Raw genomic sequence first — 15,117 nt, forward strand, 5'->3', positions numbered from 1 at the left:
GCCAGGCCGGCGATCAGCACAGCCAGCTGAGTCTTGCGAAGTTTCATACAGCTCTCCCTAAGAGCGGCGCCGGGTAACGACGCCTGATTTTCGAAAACGATGACGGTCACCGCTTGTTCCGCTGCAATCCGCCGGGCGACATCCCCTGTCGCCACACCACCGCGTCGAACTAGCAAGAAGCGCCCCCGTAAAAAAGAAAACAGCTGATCCTGCGGCAGGCACGGGGCACCGCTAGGGAACAGCCATTGACTTGAAAGGGATTCTTGCTCGCGGGAACACAGCCCAAAGCCGCTGCACCCCAACACGCGATTTACGAATTTTTACAAGCAAAACAAACAGATAGACCGCACTAAGCAGCCCTACACCCTGGATAAGGGCGGTGGGTAAACGCGGGCAGGACAAGCATGCAAGCCATACAGCAAGGCAGAGTGTCAGCCTGGCGCGACAGCGCCATGCGTCAGGACAGATAGTGGATATCTGTTATTTTACTGTAACGACTTGTATATGCATCGAAAAATCAGCACAAAAAAGTAATCCCTTGCACCAAGACGGGTCGGAAAGTTGTCAAAAAGCACCACAGGCTGACATTCCCGCCTCGCCAGCTTTACTGAGCGATCGGCCGCCAAGCCCTGCTACAAAAGCAAACAGGCCGCCTTGCGGCGGCCCGTTTGCAGGCATCGGCGGGAACGGGCCACCGTTGTAAAACGGCGTCAGCCTACTACTGGGCGGGCACGCCTTGCTGCCATTGCGGCCAGCGGGCAACCAGATCCTTCACCCACAGGCCGCCAACACGATAGAGGTTCTCGGTTGCGATAGGGAAGCCGCCGGACTCGGCCTTGAGCGAATCGTAGGCAGTCTGGCCAGGGTGTGGCCGGTCGAAGTTGGAAGCAGTGCGCAGCACGGCCAGGCGTTTGATGTCGAGCAGGCCGGCCTGCTGACCGCGCAGGAGCGCGTTGTAGGTGGCGTTGTCCTCTTGCTGGGTGGTGCAGTAGACACCCTCACCATCGCTCAGGAGCTTGGTCCATTCGCGGGCATGCTGGCCCAGGCGGTGGCCGTGCCACCAGGTATCGCCACCGAGGGTGTCGCACTGGATCACCCTGGGTGCCGCGCTGGCTGCCTTGTCCTTGTATAGCTTGCGATAGGCGCGGGCTTGGTCGTTGTCGGCCAGCTCAGCCTTGCCGGTAATGGCCAGCACGCGTTGCAGCAGGGTTTCGTCGAGCTTGAAGGCCTCGGTCTTGTAGTCGAACACCGGCTTTACGCCCGGGCCATTGGTCATCACGCCAAAGTAACCGGTCTTCCAGCCCTTGGGGGCTTCACGCACGTCGATCTCGTGGGCAATGCCGAAGTCCACCAGCCAGCGGGCCCAGGCCGCCGAGCCCAGGGTGCCCTGGGCCGGGTCGATACCGGCAATGCCGGCGATCAGGAAATAGCTCTGGCGCAGGTCGAACTGCTTGGAGAGGATCACGGCGGTGGTCGAGGCCGCCACGTTGGCGTGGCCCATGCCGGTGGTCAGCAGGCAGACGTCATCCTTGTTGCACAGCACATTGGGGTAGTCGGACGAGAGGCCAACGACCGGCACCTTCTGGTCCAGCGCCATATTCTTGATCCAGGGCTCCGCCTCTGGGCCGAACATGCTGATGATCAGCACCTTGACCGGGCGCGGGGCCACGGTGTCTGCCCAGCTGGGCAGGGCGCATACCAGCAAGGCGGCGCCCGCCAGCAGGGCGCGTAGGGGTTTGGTGAACATGGATACTCCTGTGTCGTCGAATCAGTTAGGGCTTGTTACGCGCCTTCCAGGCGGAGAGGAAGGCCAGGGTCACCTTGGCTTCGTTGGTCTCGGCCAGACCGCTGCCGAAGAAGGCACCGACTTCACGGAAGTCGTTGCCACCGGCAAGGTCGGACAGGCTACGGAAGGCAATATAGGGAATCTGGTTGGCGTAGGCGACATGCGCGAAGGCGGCAGTTTCCATATCCACGGCCAGGGCCTGCATGGATTGCCACAGATAGTCGCGATAGCCCGGGTTGGCCAGGAAGAACGGTGCGGAGATGGCGCGGCCACCCACCTTGAGGTGCGGGGTGGCATCGACACAGGCCGGCGGCTGCTTGGGGCCGCAGCGGTCCAGCTCGACCTTGAGGTTGCGGGCCACGGCCAGCATCTCGGCATCGGCCGCATAGTCGAACTTGAACTCGCCCTGCGGGGCGGTACGGCTGTTCAGCACATAGTTCTCACGCAGGTAGAGGCCGGTCTCGACCTTGCCCTGCGGGGTATCGAGCACAAAGGCCGAAGGCTTGCCGTTCGGGCGGGCCAGCTTGAGGCCCAGGCATTCAATATCACCTTCCTTGCCACAGGCGGCCGGCACCTGGCCGTCGCCATTCCAGTAGGTCTCCATCGGCAGCGCCCAGCGCTCGGGTACCAGCACGTCGCCCACCTTGCTGTCCGGCGCAATGCCGCCGGCAATGCCGGACAACATCAGATGATGGACCCGGAAGTGGTCGATCATCAGCTGGGTGACCATGGTGGCATTGGGAATGCTGACACCGGACAGCACAATCACCACCGGGTTGCCGCGCAGCACGCCGGTGGTAAAGCGGTTGCCATTGATCAGGTATTCGCGCTTCTTCTGCGTCTCCGCCACCAGGATGTCGGCCTCGGCACCAAAGGCCGAAACGATGCCGATGCGCGGGCTGCATTCGGTCAGGCAGGCCTTGGGCTTGGCCTGGGCAAAGAGACCCAGGCCGGCCAAGAGGGCCAAGGCGGCGGTACGGAACAGTCGTCCGGGCTGCATGTATTTCTCCATTACGCTCAAATGTTCGGCTGGGCTCAAGCCGGCCGCAGATAGGCCGGCTGGCCCAGGATATGGGTAGCGCGCACGCAGCGCTCATCCCCCAGGATAGCCAGGGCAAACAGTCGTTCGGCCAGGCTATGGCAGCTCTCCAAGCGCCAGGCCAGCTCGGCGGTGGCGCTCGGGTCCAGCACCACGAAATCGGCCTCGCGCCCGGTCTGGAAGCTGCCTATGCTATCGGCCAGACCCAAAGCCTCGGCACCACCCAGTGTCGCCAGATAGAAGGCGCGCATGGGCGGCAACGCGCCGCCGGCAGCCTGCGCCACCTTGTAGGCCTCGGCCAGCGTACGCAAGAGACTGAACGAAGTACCGCCGCCCACATCGGTGGCGAGGCCGACCTTCAGCTGGCTGTCGCGGGCCGCAGCATAATTGAAGAAGCCGCTACCGAGAAACAGATTGGACGTCGGGCAGAAAGCGGCTGCACTGCCAGCATCGGCCATCCAGCGCCGCTCCGCCTCGCTCAGGTGGATGCAATGGCCATAGATGGCGCGTGGGCCGAGCAGACCGTGATGGGCGTAGACATCGAGGTAACAGCGCCGGTCCGGAAACAGCTCGCGCACCCAGGCCACCTCCTCGGCGTTCTCGGCCAGATGGGACTGCACATGCAGGTCCGGCCAGGCGGCGTAGAGCGCCCCGGCCACGTCGAGCTGGCCCGGGGTGGAGGTGGGGGCGAAGCGCGGTGTAAGGCTATAGCGCAAGCGCCCGCGACCATGCCAGCGCTCGATCAGCGTACGGCAATCACGCTCGGCGCTGGCAGCAGTATCGAGCAGTTCCGGCGGGCCATTGCGGTCCATCATGACCTTGCCACAGAGCATGCGCAGGCCGCGGCGCTCGGCTGCTTCGAAAAAGGCATCCGCCGAATGGGCGTGCACCGTGGCGAAGACCGATGCCGTGGTCGTGCCGTTGGCCAGCAAGCGGTCGAGCACATAATCGGCAGTGCGGGCCGCCACGGCCGGGTCGGCGAAGCTCGCTTCGGCCGGGAAGGTGTAGTGGTTGAGCCAATCGAGCAGCCGGTGGCCGTAGGAGGCAATGATGCCGGCCTGCGGGTAGTGCAGATGGGTATCGATCAAGCCCGGCAATACCAGGCTGCCGCGGTAGTCGTAGTGCTGGATGCCTGCCCGCTGCTGCGGCGTCAACCCAGCCTCCAGCACGCTCCAGTCGGCCAGTTGCGCCACCCTGCCCTGCTCGATCAGGAGGCCGCCATCTTCCAGATGGGCCCAGGCGGCGGGGTCGTCTGTCGCACCAGGATCGGCCAGGAAGTGCAGGATGGCACCACGGACCAGGATGGTCGCGCCCTTGTCTATCTTTTTCAGGCTGGCCATGGATCAACCCGGCAGAAAAGGCTTGCCGAGCGAGGCCGGCAGATTGAGCCGCAAGGCACGGCGGTCACGCGAGATCAGCACCAGCACCACCACCGTGGCAAGGTAGGGCAACGCCGCCAACAACTGCACCGGCAGGGCAAGGCCCAGACCCTGGGCGTGGAACTGCAGGATGGTGACGCCACCAAACAGATAGGCCCCGAGCAGCAGACGGGCCGGCCGCCAGCTGGCAAACACCACCAGCGCAACCGCGATCCAGCCCCGGCCGGCCGTCATATTCTGCACCCACAGCGGGGTATAGACGGTGGACAGATAGGCGCCAGCCAGGCCGGCCATGGCACCACCGAACAACACGGCGCCATAGCGCAGCGCCACCACCCGGTAGCCGATGGCATGCGCCGCCTCCGGGGCTTCTCCCACCGCCTTGAGCAAGAGACCCAAACGAGTACGGGCCAGCCCCCACCAGACCAGGGCGAACAGGCACAAGGAAAGGTAGACCATCGCATCCTGATGGAACAGCACCGGTCCTAGCCACGGTATGGCACTGAACCCAGGCAGGCTCAACGGCGCAAGGCCGGGCAGGCTGTCGCTGACATAGTGCTGGCCGATAAAGGCCGACAGGCCGATGCCGAAGATGGTCAGCGCCAGCCCCACCGCCGCCTGGCTGGCGGCCAGACTCAAGGCCAGTACCGCAAACAGCAGCGCCGCTGCCATGCCGGCCAGTGCGCCAGCAGGCAAGCCGGCAGCCGCCCCCAGGCCGGTCTCGACCGCACAGGCAAAACCGGCGATGGCGCCGATCAACATCATGCCCTCGACGCCGAGGTTGATCACGCCGGTACGCTCGACCACCAGTTCCCCCAGACCAGCCAGCAAGAGCGGTGTGGCCGCCGGCAGGGTGGCGGCCAATATGGCCAACAGATGTTCAAGCATGGGCGGTAACCTCGACGGTAGGTGCAGCAGCCGGCCGGCTACGCCGACGCAGCCGGTAATCGACAAAGGCGTCCGCCGCCAGCAGGAAGAACAGCAACAGCCCCTGGAACAAACCGGTGATGGCGGCGGGCGTCTGCAGCGCCACCTGGGCCGACTCGCCACCCAGGTAGAGTAGCGCCATCAGGAGGCCGGCCAGCACCATGCCACCTGCGTGCAAGCGCCCCAGATAGGCGACGATGATGGCGGCGTAGCCGTAGCCAGGCGATAGATTGAGGTTGAGCTGGCCGATAGGCCCCGCCACTTCGCCTACCCCGGCCAAACCCGCTGTCAGGCCGGACAGGAGCAGGCTGAGCCAGACGGTACGCTGTGCCGAGAAACCGGCATAGCGTGCCGCTGCCGGCGCCAAGCCGCCGACCTCCAGTTGGTAGGCCAACAGGCTACGGGCATTGAAGAGCCAGAAACCCAGCACGGCAAACAGCACGATAAAGATCGAGGCATTGAGCCGGGTTCCCTCCAGCAGGATGGGGAACAGGGCCGCGTCACCAAACATGACAGACTGCGGGAAATTCATCCCGTCGGGGTCGCGCCAGGGGCCGTTGACCATATAGGCGAGCAGAAAGCCCGCCACATAGCTCAGCATCAAGGTGGTCAGGGTCTCTTCGGCGTTGAAGCGGGTCTTGAGCCAGGCGGGGATCGCCCCCCACAACGCGCCACCCAGGCCACCGGCCAGCACCATGGCCGGCAACACCCAGGCGGCCTCGCTGCCCTGGCTGAGGATGGCCACTCCACCGCCGCACAGCGCCCCGACGATCAATTGTCCCTCGGCACCGATATTGAAGATACGCGCCCGAAACCCCACCGCCAGGCCCTGGGCGATCAGGATCAGCGGCCCCGCCTTGAGCAGCAGCTCGGTCCAGCCATAGCTGCTGCGCAAGGGGTCGATAAAGAACACGCGCAAGGCATGCGCCGGCGATTTACCCAGCAGGGCAAACAGGATGGCGCCGCACAGCAGGGTCAGGACGATGGCGAGTGGCGGAGCCAACCAGCGCATACGCTGCGAAGGCTGGGGACGGGGTTCAAGCAGGGACATGCAGGCTTTCCGGAACAGGGGATACTTCGGCCGGCTCAAACAGGCCAGCCATCTGCTGGCCAATGCGGCTGGCATTGGTAGCAGCCTTGGGTGCGGCGCCAGAGAGGCGACCGGCAGCGAGCACCGCGATGCGGTCACATAGCTCGAACAATTCGTCGAGTTCTTCCGACACCACCAGCACCGCCACGCCGCTGCGCGAGAGGTCGATCAGGGTCTGCCTGAGATAGGCTGCCGCCCCCACATCCACCCCCCAGGTAGGCTGGGAAATGATCATGACCTTGGGCGCCTGCATGATCTCGCGGCCGACGATGAACTTCTGCAGATTGCCACCCGAGAGCGAACGGGCAGCCGCTGCCGGGCCGGTGCAACGCACGCCAAAGCGGGCGATGCAGTCACGGGCGTAGTCCCAGGCTTTGCCCGGGCTGAGCCAGCCATGTCGGGCCAGGCCGGCACGGTGGGCGGTCAGGAGCGCATTGCGGGCCAGCGAAAGTGCCGGTACGGCCCCGCGCCCCAGGCGTTCTTCCGGCACAAAGCCTAGGCCCAGGTCGCGTCGGCGACCGGCATCAAGATGACCCACGGCCTGACCATCGAGCACGATGGCCCCACGTGGCGCCAGGGTCTCGCCCGACAGGGCCGCCAGCAGCTCAGCCTGACCGTTGCCGGAGACCCCGGCGATGCCGACGATCTCGCCGGCATGCACGGTGAGATCAATCTCCTTGAGCGCGGTGCCAAACGGCGGCTCGCCGGCCAGATTCAGGCCGCGTACCTCCAGCAGCGGGCGGGCCTCGCCCTGGTAGGGCTCGGCATGGCAGATCGGCAGCTCGCGGCCTATCATCATCTGCGCCAGGCTCTGCTGGCTCTCCTCGCGTGGGATGGCATGGGCGGTGACCCTGCCCTGCCGCATCATGGTGGCGCTGTCACACAGCGCCTGGATCTCGTGCAGCTTGTGGCTGATGTAGAGGATGGACACCCCCTCCGCCGCCAACTGGCGCAAGGTGTCGAACAGCGCCTCGACCGCCTGAGGCGTCAGCACCGAGGTCGGCTCGTCCAGGATCAATAGCTGCGGGTCCTGCAGGAGGCAACGCACGATCTCGACCCGCTGCCGTTCACCGACCGAGAGGCTATGTACGCCACGCCAGGGATCGAGCGGCAGGCCGTAGCGCTGCGATACCTCGCTCACCCGCTTGGCCAGGGCCTTGAGGTCATAGGGGCCATCCAGCGCCAGGGCGATGTTCTCGACCACACTCAGGGTCTCGAACAGGGAGAAGTGCTGGAAAACCATGCCGATGCCGAGCGCGCGGGCTTCCTTGGGGCTGGCAAGTCGGACCTGGCGGTCGTTGAACTGCATCTCGCCTGCATCCATGGGCACCAGGCCATAGATCATCTTCATCAGCGTGCTCTTGCCGGCACCGTTCTCGCCCAGCACGGCATGAATCTCGCCCGGCGCCACCGCCAGGCTGACATCGTCGTTGGCGATCACGCCGGGGTAGCGCTTGCTGACGTGCAAGAGCTCCAACCTGAGCTTGGGCTTCATGGCGACTCCGTGGTGGAAGCGTCCTGCGCGCGGGCCTGCGGGCCCAACTGTGCCAGGAGGGCACGTGCGTCGCGTACCTGCAGGAGTTGTGCAGCGACCGAGAGGGCGATGGCCTCGGGTACCTTGGAGAGAATGCCGGGTATGCCGATGGGACAGGTCATCTCGGCCAAGCGGCCAGTGGCAATGCCGCGCGCCATCAGCTTGTGCTCGAAGCTGGCCCGCTTGCTGCGCGAGCCGATCAGGCCGAAGAAAGCCTGATCCTGCCGCGCCAGGATCCGCTCGCAGATGGCGAGATCAAGTGCATGGCTCTGGGTCATGACCAGGAAGTAGCAGCCGGCCGGCGCGGCCGAGACTTCCCGCGCGGGGTTGTCACTGACCACGGTATGTACGGTCTGCGCCAGGTCCACAGGGAAAGCATCGTCGCGGTCGTCCAACCAGCAGATCTGTGCCCCCAGGGGCTGCAACACCTTGACCAGCGCCGCCCCCACATGACCAGCGCCGAACAGCCAGACCGGAAATCGCGGCTGCAACATGGCCTGCTCCAGCTGCCAGCCCTGCAGCCCGCCTTGCAGCTGGCATGGGTTGACCGGCGCCACCCCATCGAGCCACCAGTAGGAACCATCGCCCGCCGCCCCGGCCACATTGGCCTGGGCGCGCCGGTGCAAGACTGCGCCCCGACCGACCGCCTCGGCACGCTCGCGCCATAGCGCTGTCTGATCCACGGTCAGCCGCTCCAGCAGCAACCAGACCACGCCGCCACAGCACTGCCCCAGGCTGGCACCCAGGTTGAAGCGCAACAGGCTCAGCACAGGGCCTTTGTCCAGGAGGCCACGCGCCACGGTCATGGCTTCGAACTCCAGATGGCCGCCCCCTATGGTGTCGCAACTGCCGTCGGCATCCACCAGCATGGCCGCACCGGCCTCGCGGGGCGTGGAGCCCTGGGTGCGTACCACGGTGAGCAGCATCTGCGCCCGGCCTTGGGCCAGGCGCGTTGGCAGTTCCCGCAACCAGTTCATCATGCTTCCTCCCTACCCCGGCGTATGGCCCGCAATATGGATTCCGGCGTGGCAGGTGCCCGCAGAGACGGCCGGCTGTCGGGGCCGACGGCGGCGACCACTGCATCACGCAACGCAAAGAACACCGACAAGGCCAGCATCAGCGGCGGCTCGCCCACCGCCTTGCTGCGATGGATACTGTCCTCGACATTGCGGTTGGCGTAGAGCCGGGTATGGAACACCGGCGGTACATCGGCGGCCGTGGGAATCTTGTAGGTGGAGGGGGCATGGGTCAGCAGCTGGCCCGCCTGCTCGCCACTCGCACGCCAGCACAGCTCTTCCGAGGTCAGCCAGCCCATGCCCTGGATAAAACCGCCTTCGATCTGGCCGATATCGAGCGCCGGGTTGATGCTCTGGCCGGCATCGTGCAACAGGTCGGCACGCAGGAGACGCGATTCACCGGTCAGCGTGTCGATCGCCACCTCGCTGCAGGCAGCGCCGTAGGCAAAGTAGTAGAACGGCCGGCCACGCTTGGCTTTGACGTCCCAATGAATCTTGGGTGTGCGATAAAAGCCGTTGTCCCAAAGCTGGATGCGAGCATGGTAGGCACGGGCGCAGAGAGCACCGAAGTCCTCCGCCTGCTCGCCCGCGCGAACCTGGCCATCAACGAAACTCACCGCCTCCGGCGCCAGACCCGCCTGCTCCGCCACAAAGGCCGCCAGCCGCTCGCGTATACGCAAGGCCGCCGCCTCGGCCGCCTTGCCGTTCAAATCGGTACCGCTCGAAGCCGCGGTGGCCGAGGTATTGGGTACCTTGCTGGTATCGGTGGCGGTGATCCTGACCTGGCCGACCGGCAGGCCGAAGACCTGGGCCACGATCTGCCTGACCTTGGTATGCAGGCCCTGCCCCATCTCAGTCCCACCGTGGTTGAGCAGCACACTGCCATCGGTATAGACCTGCACCAGCGCCCCAGCCTGGTTGTAGTGGGTAGCATTGAAGGAGATACCGAACTTGACCGGGGTCAGCGCGATGCCACGCTTGATGACCGGGCTCTGCGCATTGAAAGCGGCAATCGCCTCTCGGCGTGCGGCATAACCACACTCCACCGCCAGCTGGGCCACCAGCTCGGGCGCGACATTGTCTTCCACCGCCATGCCGTAGTGGGTGGTGGCGCGCTCGGGGCCATGGCCATAGAAATTACGCTGCCGTACCGCCAGGGGATCCAGCCGCAGATAGCGCGCCACATCGTCGATCAGGCTCTCGATGGCAAACATGCCCTGCGGCCCGCCAAAACCGCGGAAGGCGGTGTTGGAGACCTTGTTGGTCTTGCAACGGAGACTCCGTATGGCCACTGCATCGAGGTAGTAGGCATTGTCGACGTGGCAGATAGCCCGGTCGTTCACCGGGCCCGAGAGGTCGGCCGAATAGCCGCAGTCCGAGGCCAGCTCGAAGCGCACACCGTGCAACAACCCCTGTCCATCGAATCCGGCCTCCCAACGGATGCGGAAGGGATGGCGCTTGCCGCTGGCGACCATATCGTCGTCACGGTCCAGCCTGAGCTTGACTGGTCGGCCGGTACGCTGCGCCAGCAGGGCAGCAATGCAGGCCCACTGCGCCGATTGCGACTCCTTGCCACCAAAACCACCTCCCATGCGCCGGCACAGCACGGTGATCTGGTGGCTGTGCCAGCCCAGCGCATGCGCCACCATATGTTGCATCTCGGTCGGGTGCTGGGTGCTGCACCAGAGCTGCAGGGTGTGATCCTCGCGTGGCTCGGCGTAGCTGATCTGGCCCTCCAGGTAGAAGTGCTCCTGCCCGCCCACCTCGGCCACGCCGCTGAGGCGGTGCGGCGCCGCAGCGATCTTGCCGGCCGCGTCGCCCTGGCTGGTCTCCACCGGCGGCAGCACCCAGCTCTCAGCGGCCAGCGCGGCGTCGAAGTCCAGGATGGCAGGCAGGGGGGCGTATTCGACCACCGCCAGCCTGACCGCCCGGCGGGCGATCTCGTGGCTGGTCGCCGCAACGGCAAACAGCGGCTGGCCGTGAAACTGCACCAGCTCATGCGCCAGGATGGGTTCGTCGTGCAGGATGGGGCCGCAGTTGTTGTGGCCGGGTATATCCGCCGCCACCAACACGGCCAGCACCCCGGGGTAGCTGCGCACGGCATCGAGGTCCAGCCGGCGCACCTGGCCGTGAGCGCAGCGGCTCAGGCCCACCGCCGCATGCAGGGTGCCGGCGGGCTCGGGCAGGTCGTCCACATACTGGGCCGCCCCGCGCACGTGCAGGTGGGCGCTCTCGTGCGGTAGCGGCTTACCGACCGTACTCATGGTGCCACCTCGACGGCCGTGAGCGACCACAGCGCCGTTATGCTGGACGGCTGCGTGGTCTCGCGCCAGTAGCGCTCCAGCAGGCCGGCCGCCGCCTGCTGGCGATAATCGGCACTGGCGCGCATATCGCTCAGCGGCAGGTAGTCCTCGTGCAGCGCCGCCTGGGCTGCCCGCAGGGTGGTCTCGTTCCAGGCTTGCCCCAGCAAGACAGCTTCGCAGCGTGGTGCGCGGCGCGGGATGGCCGCCATACCGCCAAAGGCCACCCTGGCCTCGCTGATCTTGCCTTGCGTATCAAGCGTAAGCGCAAAAGCGGCGCAGACGGCCGAGATATCCTGCTCATAGCGCTTGGAGAGCTTGTAGCTGCGAAAGACACGCCCTGGCGACGGCGTCGGTACGTGGATGGCACGCAGGAATTCGCCTGGCTGCAGCGCGGTCTGCTGGTAACCGAGGTAGAAGTCCTCCAGCGGCAGACTCCGTATGGCCTCGCCGCATTGCAGGCTGAGCGTGGCACTGAGCGCGATCAGGGCCGGCATGCTGTCGCCTATGGGCGAACCATTGGCTACATTGCCGCCCAGGGTGCCGGCATTGCGCATCGGTACCGAGGCAAAGCGCCGCGCCAGATCGAGCCAGTGAGGCTCCTGCTGGCACAGCGCCTCAAAGGCATCGCTCAGCGGTACCGCTGCGCCTATTTCCAGGCCGCGCGCATCGCGGCGGATCTGCCGCAGCTCGGCGACCTGGCCCAGGTAGATGAGATCACCCAGTTCCCGCAACTGCTTGGTAACCCATAGTCCCACATCGGTCGAGCCGGCCAAGAGGCGCGCCGCTGGGTAGGCCAAACGCAAGCGGGCCAACTCGGCCACACTGCGCGGGGCGAAGAAATGTTGGCCCTGTGCCAGGTACTGCAGCGCTGGCAACTCGGCCAGGGCCTGTAGCTTATCCACCAGGGCAGCCCGCTCCAGTCGCCGCGGCGGATGCTGGTAGGCAGCCTCGGCAGCATCCAGTATGGGACGGTAGCCGGTGCAGCGGCAGAGGTTGCCCGAACAGGCGTCGATGGCCACGTCGCGGCCCGGCCACTCAGGGTGTTGCTCATACATGGCCCACAGCGACATCACAAAGCCAGGCGTACAGAAGCCGCACTGTGAGGCATGGCAATCCACCATGGCGGTCTGCACCGGGTGCAGGGCCTCGCCCTCGGTCAAGTCCTCGACGGTGTACAGCGCCTTGCCATCCAGGCTGGGCAGGAACTGGATGCAGCTATTGATTGCCCGCAGCCTGACTACTCCATCCTGCAGCTCACCCAGCACCACCGTACAGGCGCCGCAGTCCCCCTCCGCACAGCCCTCCTTGCTGCCAGTGCAGTGCAGGTCTTCCCGCAAATGCTGCAAAACGGTGCGCGTCGGCGGTACACCGTCGATGCGATGCAGCACGTTGCGGTAGTAGAAGTGGATGGGGCGCTCGCTCATGGACTGCCGGCTCGAAAAAGGTCTCTCCAAGCTATCACGCGGCCCTGCCCCACCGGGTACGGGCCGCCATATAGCGCTTATTTGCGCAGGCGGATGTCGCGCCGACACCATTCAAGCAAGCCGTGTTCCGGCCGCGTCACCCATACCGCATGGACCATGCCCGGCCAGGATCGTGCCCGACTATGCGGCATGCCGGTATAGCGCTCATAACAGACTGAGGATAGGTGGCTGGCCTGCCGCTTGCTAAGGTTGTCCCAAGCCTGCGGCCCGGCCGCAACCTTCATTCAACCCTATGTCATCCAACCTTTATGCGGAGCCACCATGTCTGCCACACCGCTGCGCCGCCCACTCGGCACCATCCTGGGCGCCATCCTGATTGCCAGCCTGGGGCTGGCCCATGCCGCCGAGCCGGCCAAGGTTGGTTTTGTCTACATCGGCCCGACCGGTGATCACGGCTGGACCTATTCGCACGACCAGGGCCGCAAGGCGGTCGAGACCCGCTTTGGCGCACAGGTGAAGACCAGCTTTGTCGAGAACGTGCCGGAGACGGCCGACGCCGAGCGGGTCTTCCGCGAGCTGGCCCAGCAGGGCTACAAGGTGGTCTACGCCACGAGCTTTGGCTACATGAACCAGATGGCCAAGGTCGCCAAGACCTTCCCGGGCACCACCTTCATGCATGCCACCGGCTACAAGACTGCCAAGAACATGGGCGTCTACGACATCCGCACCTATGAGGGGGCCTATATGCTGGGCGTGGTGGCGGGCAAAAGCAGCAAGAGCGGCAAGCTCGGTGTGGTCGGCTCCATCCCCATTCCCGAGGTGATCCGCAATATCAACGCCTTCACCATCGGTGCACGTAGCGTGAACCCCAAGGCCAGTACCAAGGTGATCTGGGTCAACAGCTGGTTCGACCCGGGCAAGGAGCGCGAAGCTGCCCTGGCCCTGATCGCCCAGGGCAGCGATGTGCTGATGCAGAACACCGACTCGCCGGCCGTAGTGCAGACTGCCCAGGAAAAGGGCGTACAGGCCTTTGGTTGGGATTCGGACATGAGCAAGTTCGGCGGCAAGGCACAGCTCGCCGCCTCGGTCCTGAACTGGGGCGTGATCTACAACAAGACCACCGAGGACGTGCTGGCCGGCAAGTGGCAGAGCAGCGATATCTGGTGGGGGGTGAAGGAAGGCGCGATCAATATCGACAACTTCAGCGCAACCCTGCCGGCAGACGTGAGAAAGCTCGCTGAAACCCGCCGCGACGCGATCAAGGCCGGTACCCTGCACCCCTTCACCGGCCCGCTCAAAGACCAGGCGGGCAAGCCTTTCCTGGCGGCGGGCCAGGTCTATGCCGATGCCGACCTCAAGAAGATGAACTTCTATGTTGAGGGCGTGGAAGGCAACGTGCCCAAGTAAGGCTCGCAGGCAATCAGGAACGCCCGGCATGGTGAGGCCGGGCGTTTTCGTTTATACCCCAGCTATCGGGCGGCCTTTCCGCATGGAGTGGCCGCTCTCCATACCGGCGCACCGCGCCCTGCAAGGAAACACCATGTCTGATACCGCCCTCGCCTTTGCCCTACGCTGCCCCAAGGCCGAGCTGCATATGCACATCGAAGGTTCGCTCGAGCCCGAGCTCGCCTTTGCGCTCGCCCAGCGCAACGGCATAGCCTTCCCCTACGCCGATACCGAGGCCCTGCGCGCCGCCTACGACTTCAGTGACCTGCAGTCCTTTCTCGACCTCTATTACGCCTGCGCCGACGTGCTGCGTACCGAGCAGGACTTCCACGACCTGATGCTGGCTTACCTGACGCGCGCCCACGCCGACGGCATCGTGCACGCCGAGATCTTCTTCGACCCGCAGACCCATACTGCCCGTGGCATTGCCTTTGAGACCGTGCTCAAGGGCCTGGAGGCCGGTGCCGCCCAGGCCGAGCGCGAGTTTGGCATCACCACCCGCTTGATCCTGTGCTTTCTGCGCCATCTGAGCGAGGAAGACGGCTTTACCACCCTCGCTGAAGCCGAACCCTTCATCGACCGCATCCACGGCTTTGGGTTGGACTCGAGCGAGCGCGGCCACCCGCCGGCCAAGTTCGAGCGCTTGTTCGCCCGCTGCCGGGCGCTGGGCAAGCCGGTGGTGGCGCACGCCGGCGAGGAAGGCCCGCCCGCCTATATCTACGAGGCGCTGGACCTGCTCAAGGTCAGCCGTATCGACCATGGTGTACGCGCCAGCGAGGATCCGGCCCTGCTGGAACGGCTGGCACGCGAGCAGATGCCGCTGACTGTCTGCCCGCTCTCCAATGTGCGGCTGTGCGTGTTCGACAAGATGGAACTGCACACCCTGCCGGCGCTTATGGCAGCCGGCCTCAAGATCACCCTCAATAGCGATGACCCGGCCTATTTTGGTGGCTACCTGGGCAACAATATCCGCGCCGTGCAGGCAGCCTTCCACTGGGATGCCCAGACCTGGTACACGTTGGCGCGCAACAGCCTGGAGGCGAGCTTTGCCACGGATGCGCAGAAGGCGGCCTGGATCGCCAAGCTGGATGCCGACTACGCAGCGCTAGCCTGATTACGCACAGCCCAGCAAAAAGCCCGGCTTAGGCCGGGCTTTTTGCTTGAATGCACCCA

At 65.2% G+C, this 15,117-nt stretch carries 11 protein-coding genes; 2 read left to right on the forward strand and 9 right to left on the reverse strand.

Annotated elements, in window-relative coordinates:
• Positions 1 to 718: 718 nt before the first annotated feature.
• Genes VIM95_RS14630 through xdhA form a run of 9 tightly spaced genes read right to left on the reverse strand, consistent with a single transcriptional unit; the run spans position 719 to position 12,498 of the window.
• Positions 719 to 1,747 (reverse strand): hypothetical protein, encoded by a 1,029-nt coding sequence (locus VIM95_RS14630; protein ID WP_331986976.1) that lies wholly within the window; start codon positions 1,745 to 1,747, stop codon positions 719 to 721.
• 25 nt (positions 1,748 to 1,772) lie between these two features.
• Positions 1,773 to 2,786, reverse strand: a complete 1,014-nt coding sequence (locus VIM95_RS14635; RefSeq protein WP_331986978.1) for a 5'-methylthioadenosine/S-adenosylhomocysteine nucleosidase — start codon at positions 2,784 to 2,786, stop codon at positions 1,773 to 1,775.
• Between the two features lie 35 nt (positions 2,787 to 2,821).
• On the reverse strand, positions 2,822 to 4,165 hold the full coding sequence (guaD, locus tag VIM95_RS14640; protein WP_331986980.1) for a guanine deaminase: 1,344 nt from the start codon (positions 4,163 to 4,165) through the stop codon (positions 2,822 to 2,824).
• 3 nt (positions 4,166 to 4,168) lie between these two features.
• Positions 4,169 to 5,092 (reverse strand): ABC transporter permease, encoded by a 924-nt coding sequence (locus tag VIM95_RS14645; protein WP_331986982.1) that lies wholly within the window; start codon positions 5,090 to 5,092, stop codon positions 4,169 to 4,171.
• The gene (locus tag VIM95_RS14650; protein WP_331986984.1) at positions 5,085 to 6,182 is read right to left on the reverse strand and encodes an ABC transporter permease; all 1,098 of its coding nucleotides are present in this window, start codon (positions 6,180 to 6,182) and stop codon (positions 5,085 to 5,087) included. Before VIM95_RS14650 ends, VIM95_RS14645 begins: the two co-directional genes overlap by 8 nt.
• A complete protein-coding gene (locus VIM95_RS14655; protein ID WP_331986986.1) occupies positions 6,169 to 7,716 on the reverse strand; it encodes an ABC transporter ATP-binding protein in 1,548 nt (515 codons plus the stop codon). The genes VIM95_RS14650 and VIM95_RS14655 overlap by 14 nt, the downstream gene beginning before the upstream one ends.
• Positions 7,713 to 8,735: a xanthine dehydrogenase accessory protein XdhC gene (xdhC, locus tag VIM95_RS14660; RefSeq protein ID WP_331986989.1), complete on the reverse strand. Its 1,023-nt coding sequence runs from the start codon at positions 8,733 to 8,735 to the stop codon at positions 7,713 to 7,715. The genes VIM95_RS14655 and xdhC overlap by 4 nt, the downstream gene beginning before the upstream one ends.
• Entirely contained in the window at positions 8,732 to 11,035 is a 2,304-nt protein-coding gene (xdhB, locus tag VIM95_RS14665; RefSeq protein WP_331986992.1) for a xanthine dehydrogenase molybdopterin binding subunit, read from the reverse strand. Before xdhB ends, xdhC begins: the two co-directional genes overlap by 4 nt.
• Positions 11,032 to 12,498 (reverse strand): xanthine dehydrogenase small subunit, encoded by a 1,467-nt coding sequence (xdhA, locus tag VIM95_RS14670; protein ID WP_331986996.1) that lies wholly within the window; start codon positions 12,496 to 12,498, stop codon positions 11,032 to 11,034. Before xdhA ends, xdhB begins: the two co-directional genes overlap by 4 nt.
• A gap of 321 nt (positions 12,499 to 12,819) precedes the next feature.
• On the opposite strand from xdhA, the gene VIM95_RS14675 reads away from it, so the two are divergent.
• The gene (locus tag VIM95_RS14675) at positions 12,820 to 13,905 is read left to right on the forward strand and encodes a BMP family ABC transporter substrate-binding protein (protein WP_331987000.1); all 1,086 of its coding nucleotides are present in this window, start codon (positions 12,820 to 12,822) and stop codon (positions 13,903 to 13,905) included.
• A gap of 133 nt (positions 13,906 to 14,038) precedes the next feature.
• Positions 14,039 to 15,058 (forward strand): adenosine deaminase, encoded by a 1,020-nt coding sequence (locus VIM95_RS14680; protein ID WP_331987003.1) that lies wholly within the window; start codon positions 14,039 to 14,041, stop codon positions 15,056 to 15,058.
• The last annotated feature ends 59 nt before the right edge of the window (positions 15,059 to 15,117 follow it).

This window comes from Chitinimonas sp. (assembly GCF_036568685.1).
In the GTDB taxonomy this organism is placed as follows: domain Bacteria; phylum Pseudomonadota; class Gammaproteobacteria; order Burkholderiales; family Chitinimonadaceae; genus Chitinimonas.

What these genes read in the sequence shown, in the direction of transcription:
- VIM95_RS14675 (WP_331987000.1), top strand. Translation starts at nt 12,820, where the DNA reads ATGTCTGCCACACCGCTGCGCCGCCCACTCGGCACCATCCTGGGCGCC.
- VIM95_RS14635 (WP_331986978.1), bottom strand. Translation starts at nt 2,786, where the DNA reads ATGCAGCCCGGACGACTGTTCCGTACCGCCGCCTTGGCCCTCTTGGCC.
- xdhC (WP_331986989.1), bottom strand. Translation starts at nt 8,735, where the DNA reads ATGATGAACTGGTTGCGGGAACTGCCAACGCGCCTGGCCCAAGGCCGG.
- VIM95_RS14655 (WP_331986986.1), bottom strand. Translation starts at nt 7,716, where the DNA reads ATGAAGCCCAAGCTCAGGTTGGAGCTCTTGCACGTCAGCAAGCGCTAC.
- VIM95_RS14680 (WP_331987003.1), top strand. Translation starts at nt 14,039, where the DNA reads ATGTCTGATACCGCCCTCGCCTTTGCCCTACGCTGCCCCAAGGCCGAG.
- xdhB (WP_331986992.1), bottom strand. Translation starts at nt 11,035, where the DNA reads ATGAGTACGGTCGGTAAGCCGCTACCGCACGAGAGCGCCCACCTGCAC.
- VIM95_RS14630 (WP_331986976.1), bottom strand. Translation starts at nt 1,747, where the DNA reads ATGTTCACCAAACCCCTACGCGCCCTGCTGGCGGGCGCCGCCTTGCTG.
- VIM95_RS14645 (WP_331986982.1), bottom strand. Translation starts at nt 5,092, where the DNA reads ATGCTTGAACATCTGTTGGCCATATTGGCCGCCACCCTGCCGGCGGCC.
- VIM95_RS14650 (WP_331986984.1), bottom strand. Translation starts at nt 6,182, where the DNA reads ATGTCCCTGCTTGAACCCCGTCCCCAGCCTTCGCAGCGTATGCGCTGG.
- guaD (WP_331986980.1), bottom strand. Translation starts at nt 4,165, where the DNA reads ATGGCCAGCCTGAAAAAGATAGACAAGGGCGCGACCATCCTGGTCCGT.
- xdhA (WP_331986996.1), bottom strand. Translation starts at nt 12,498, where the DNA reads ATGAGCGAGCGCCCCATCCACTTCTACTACCGCAACGTGCTGCATCGC.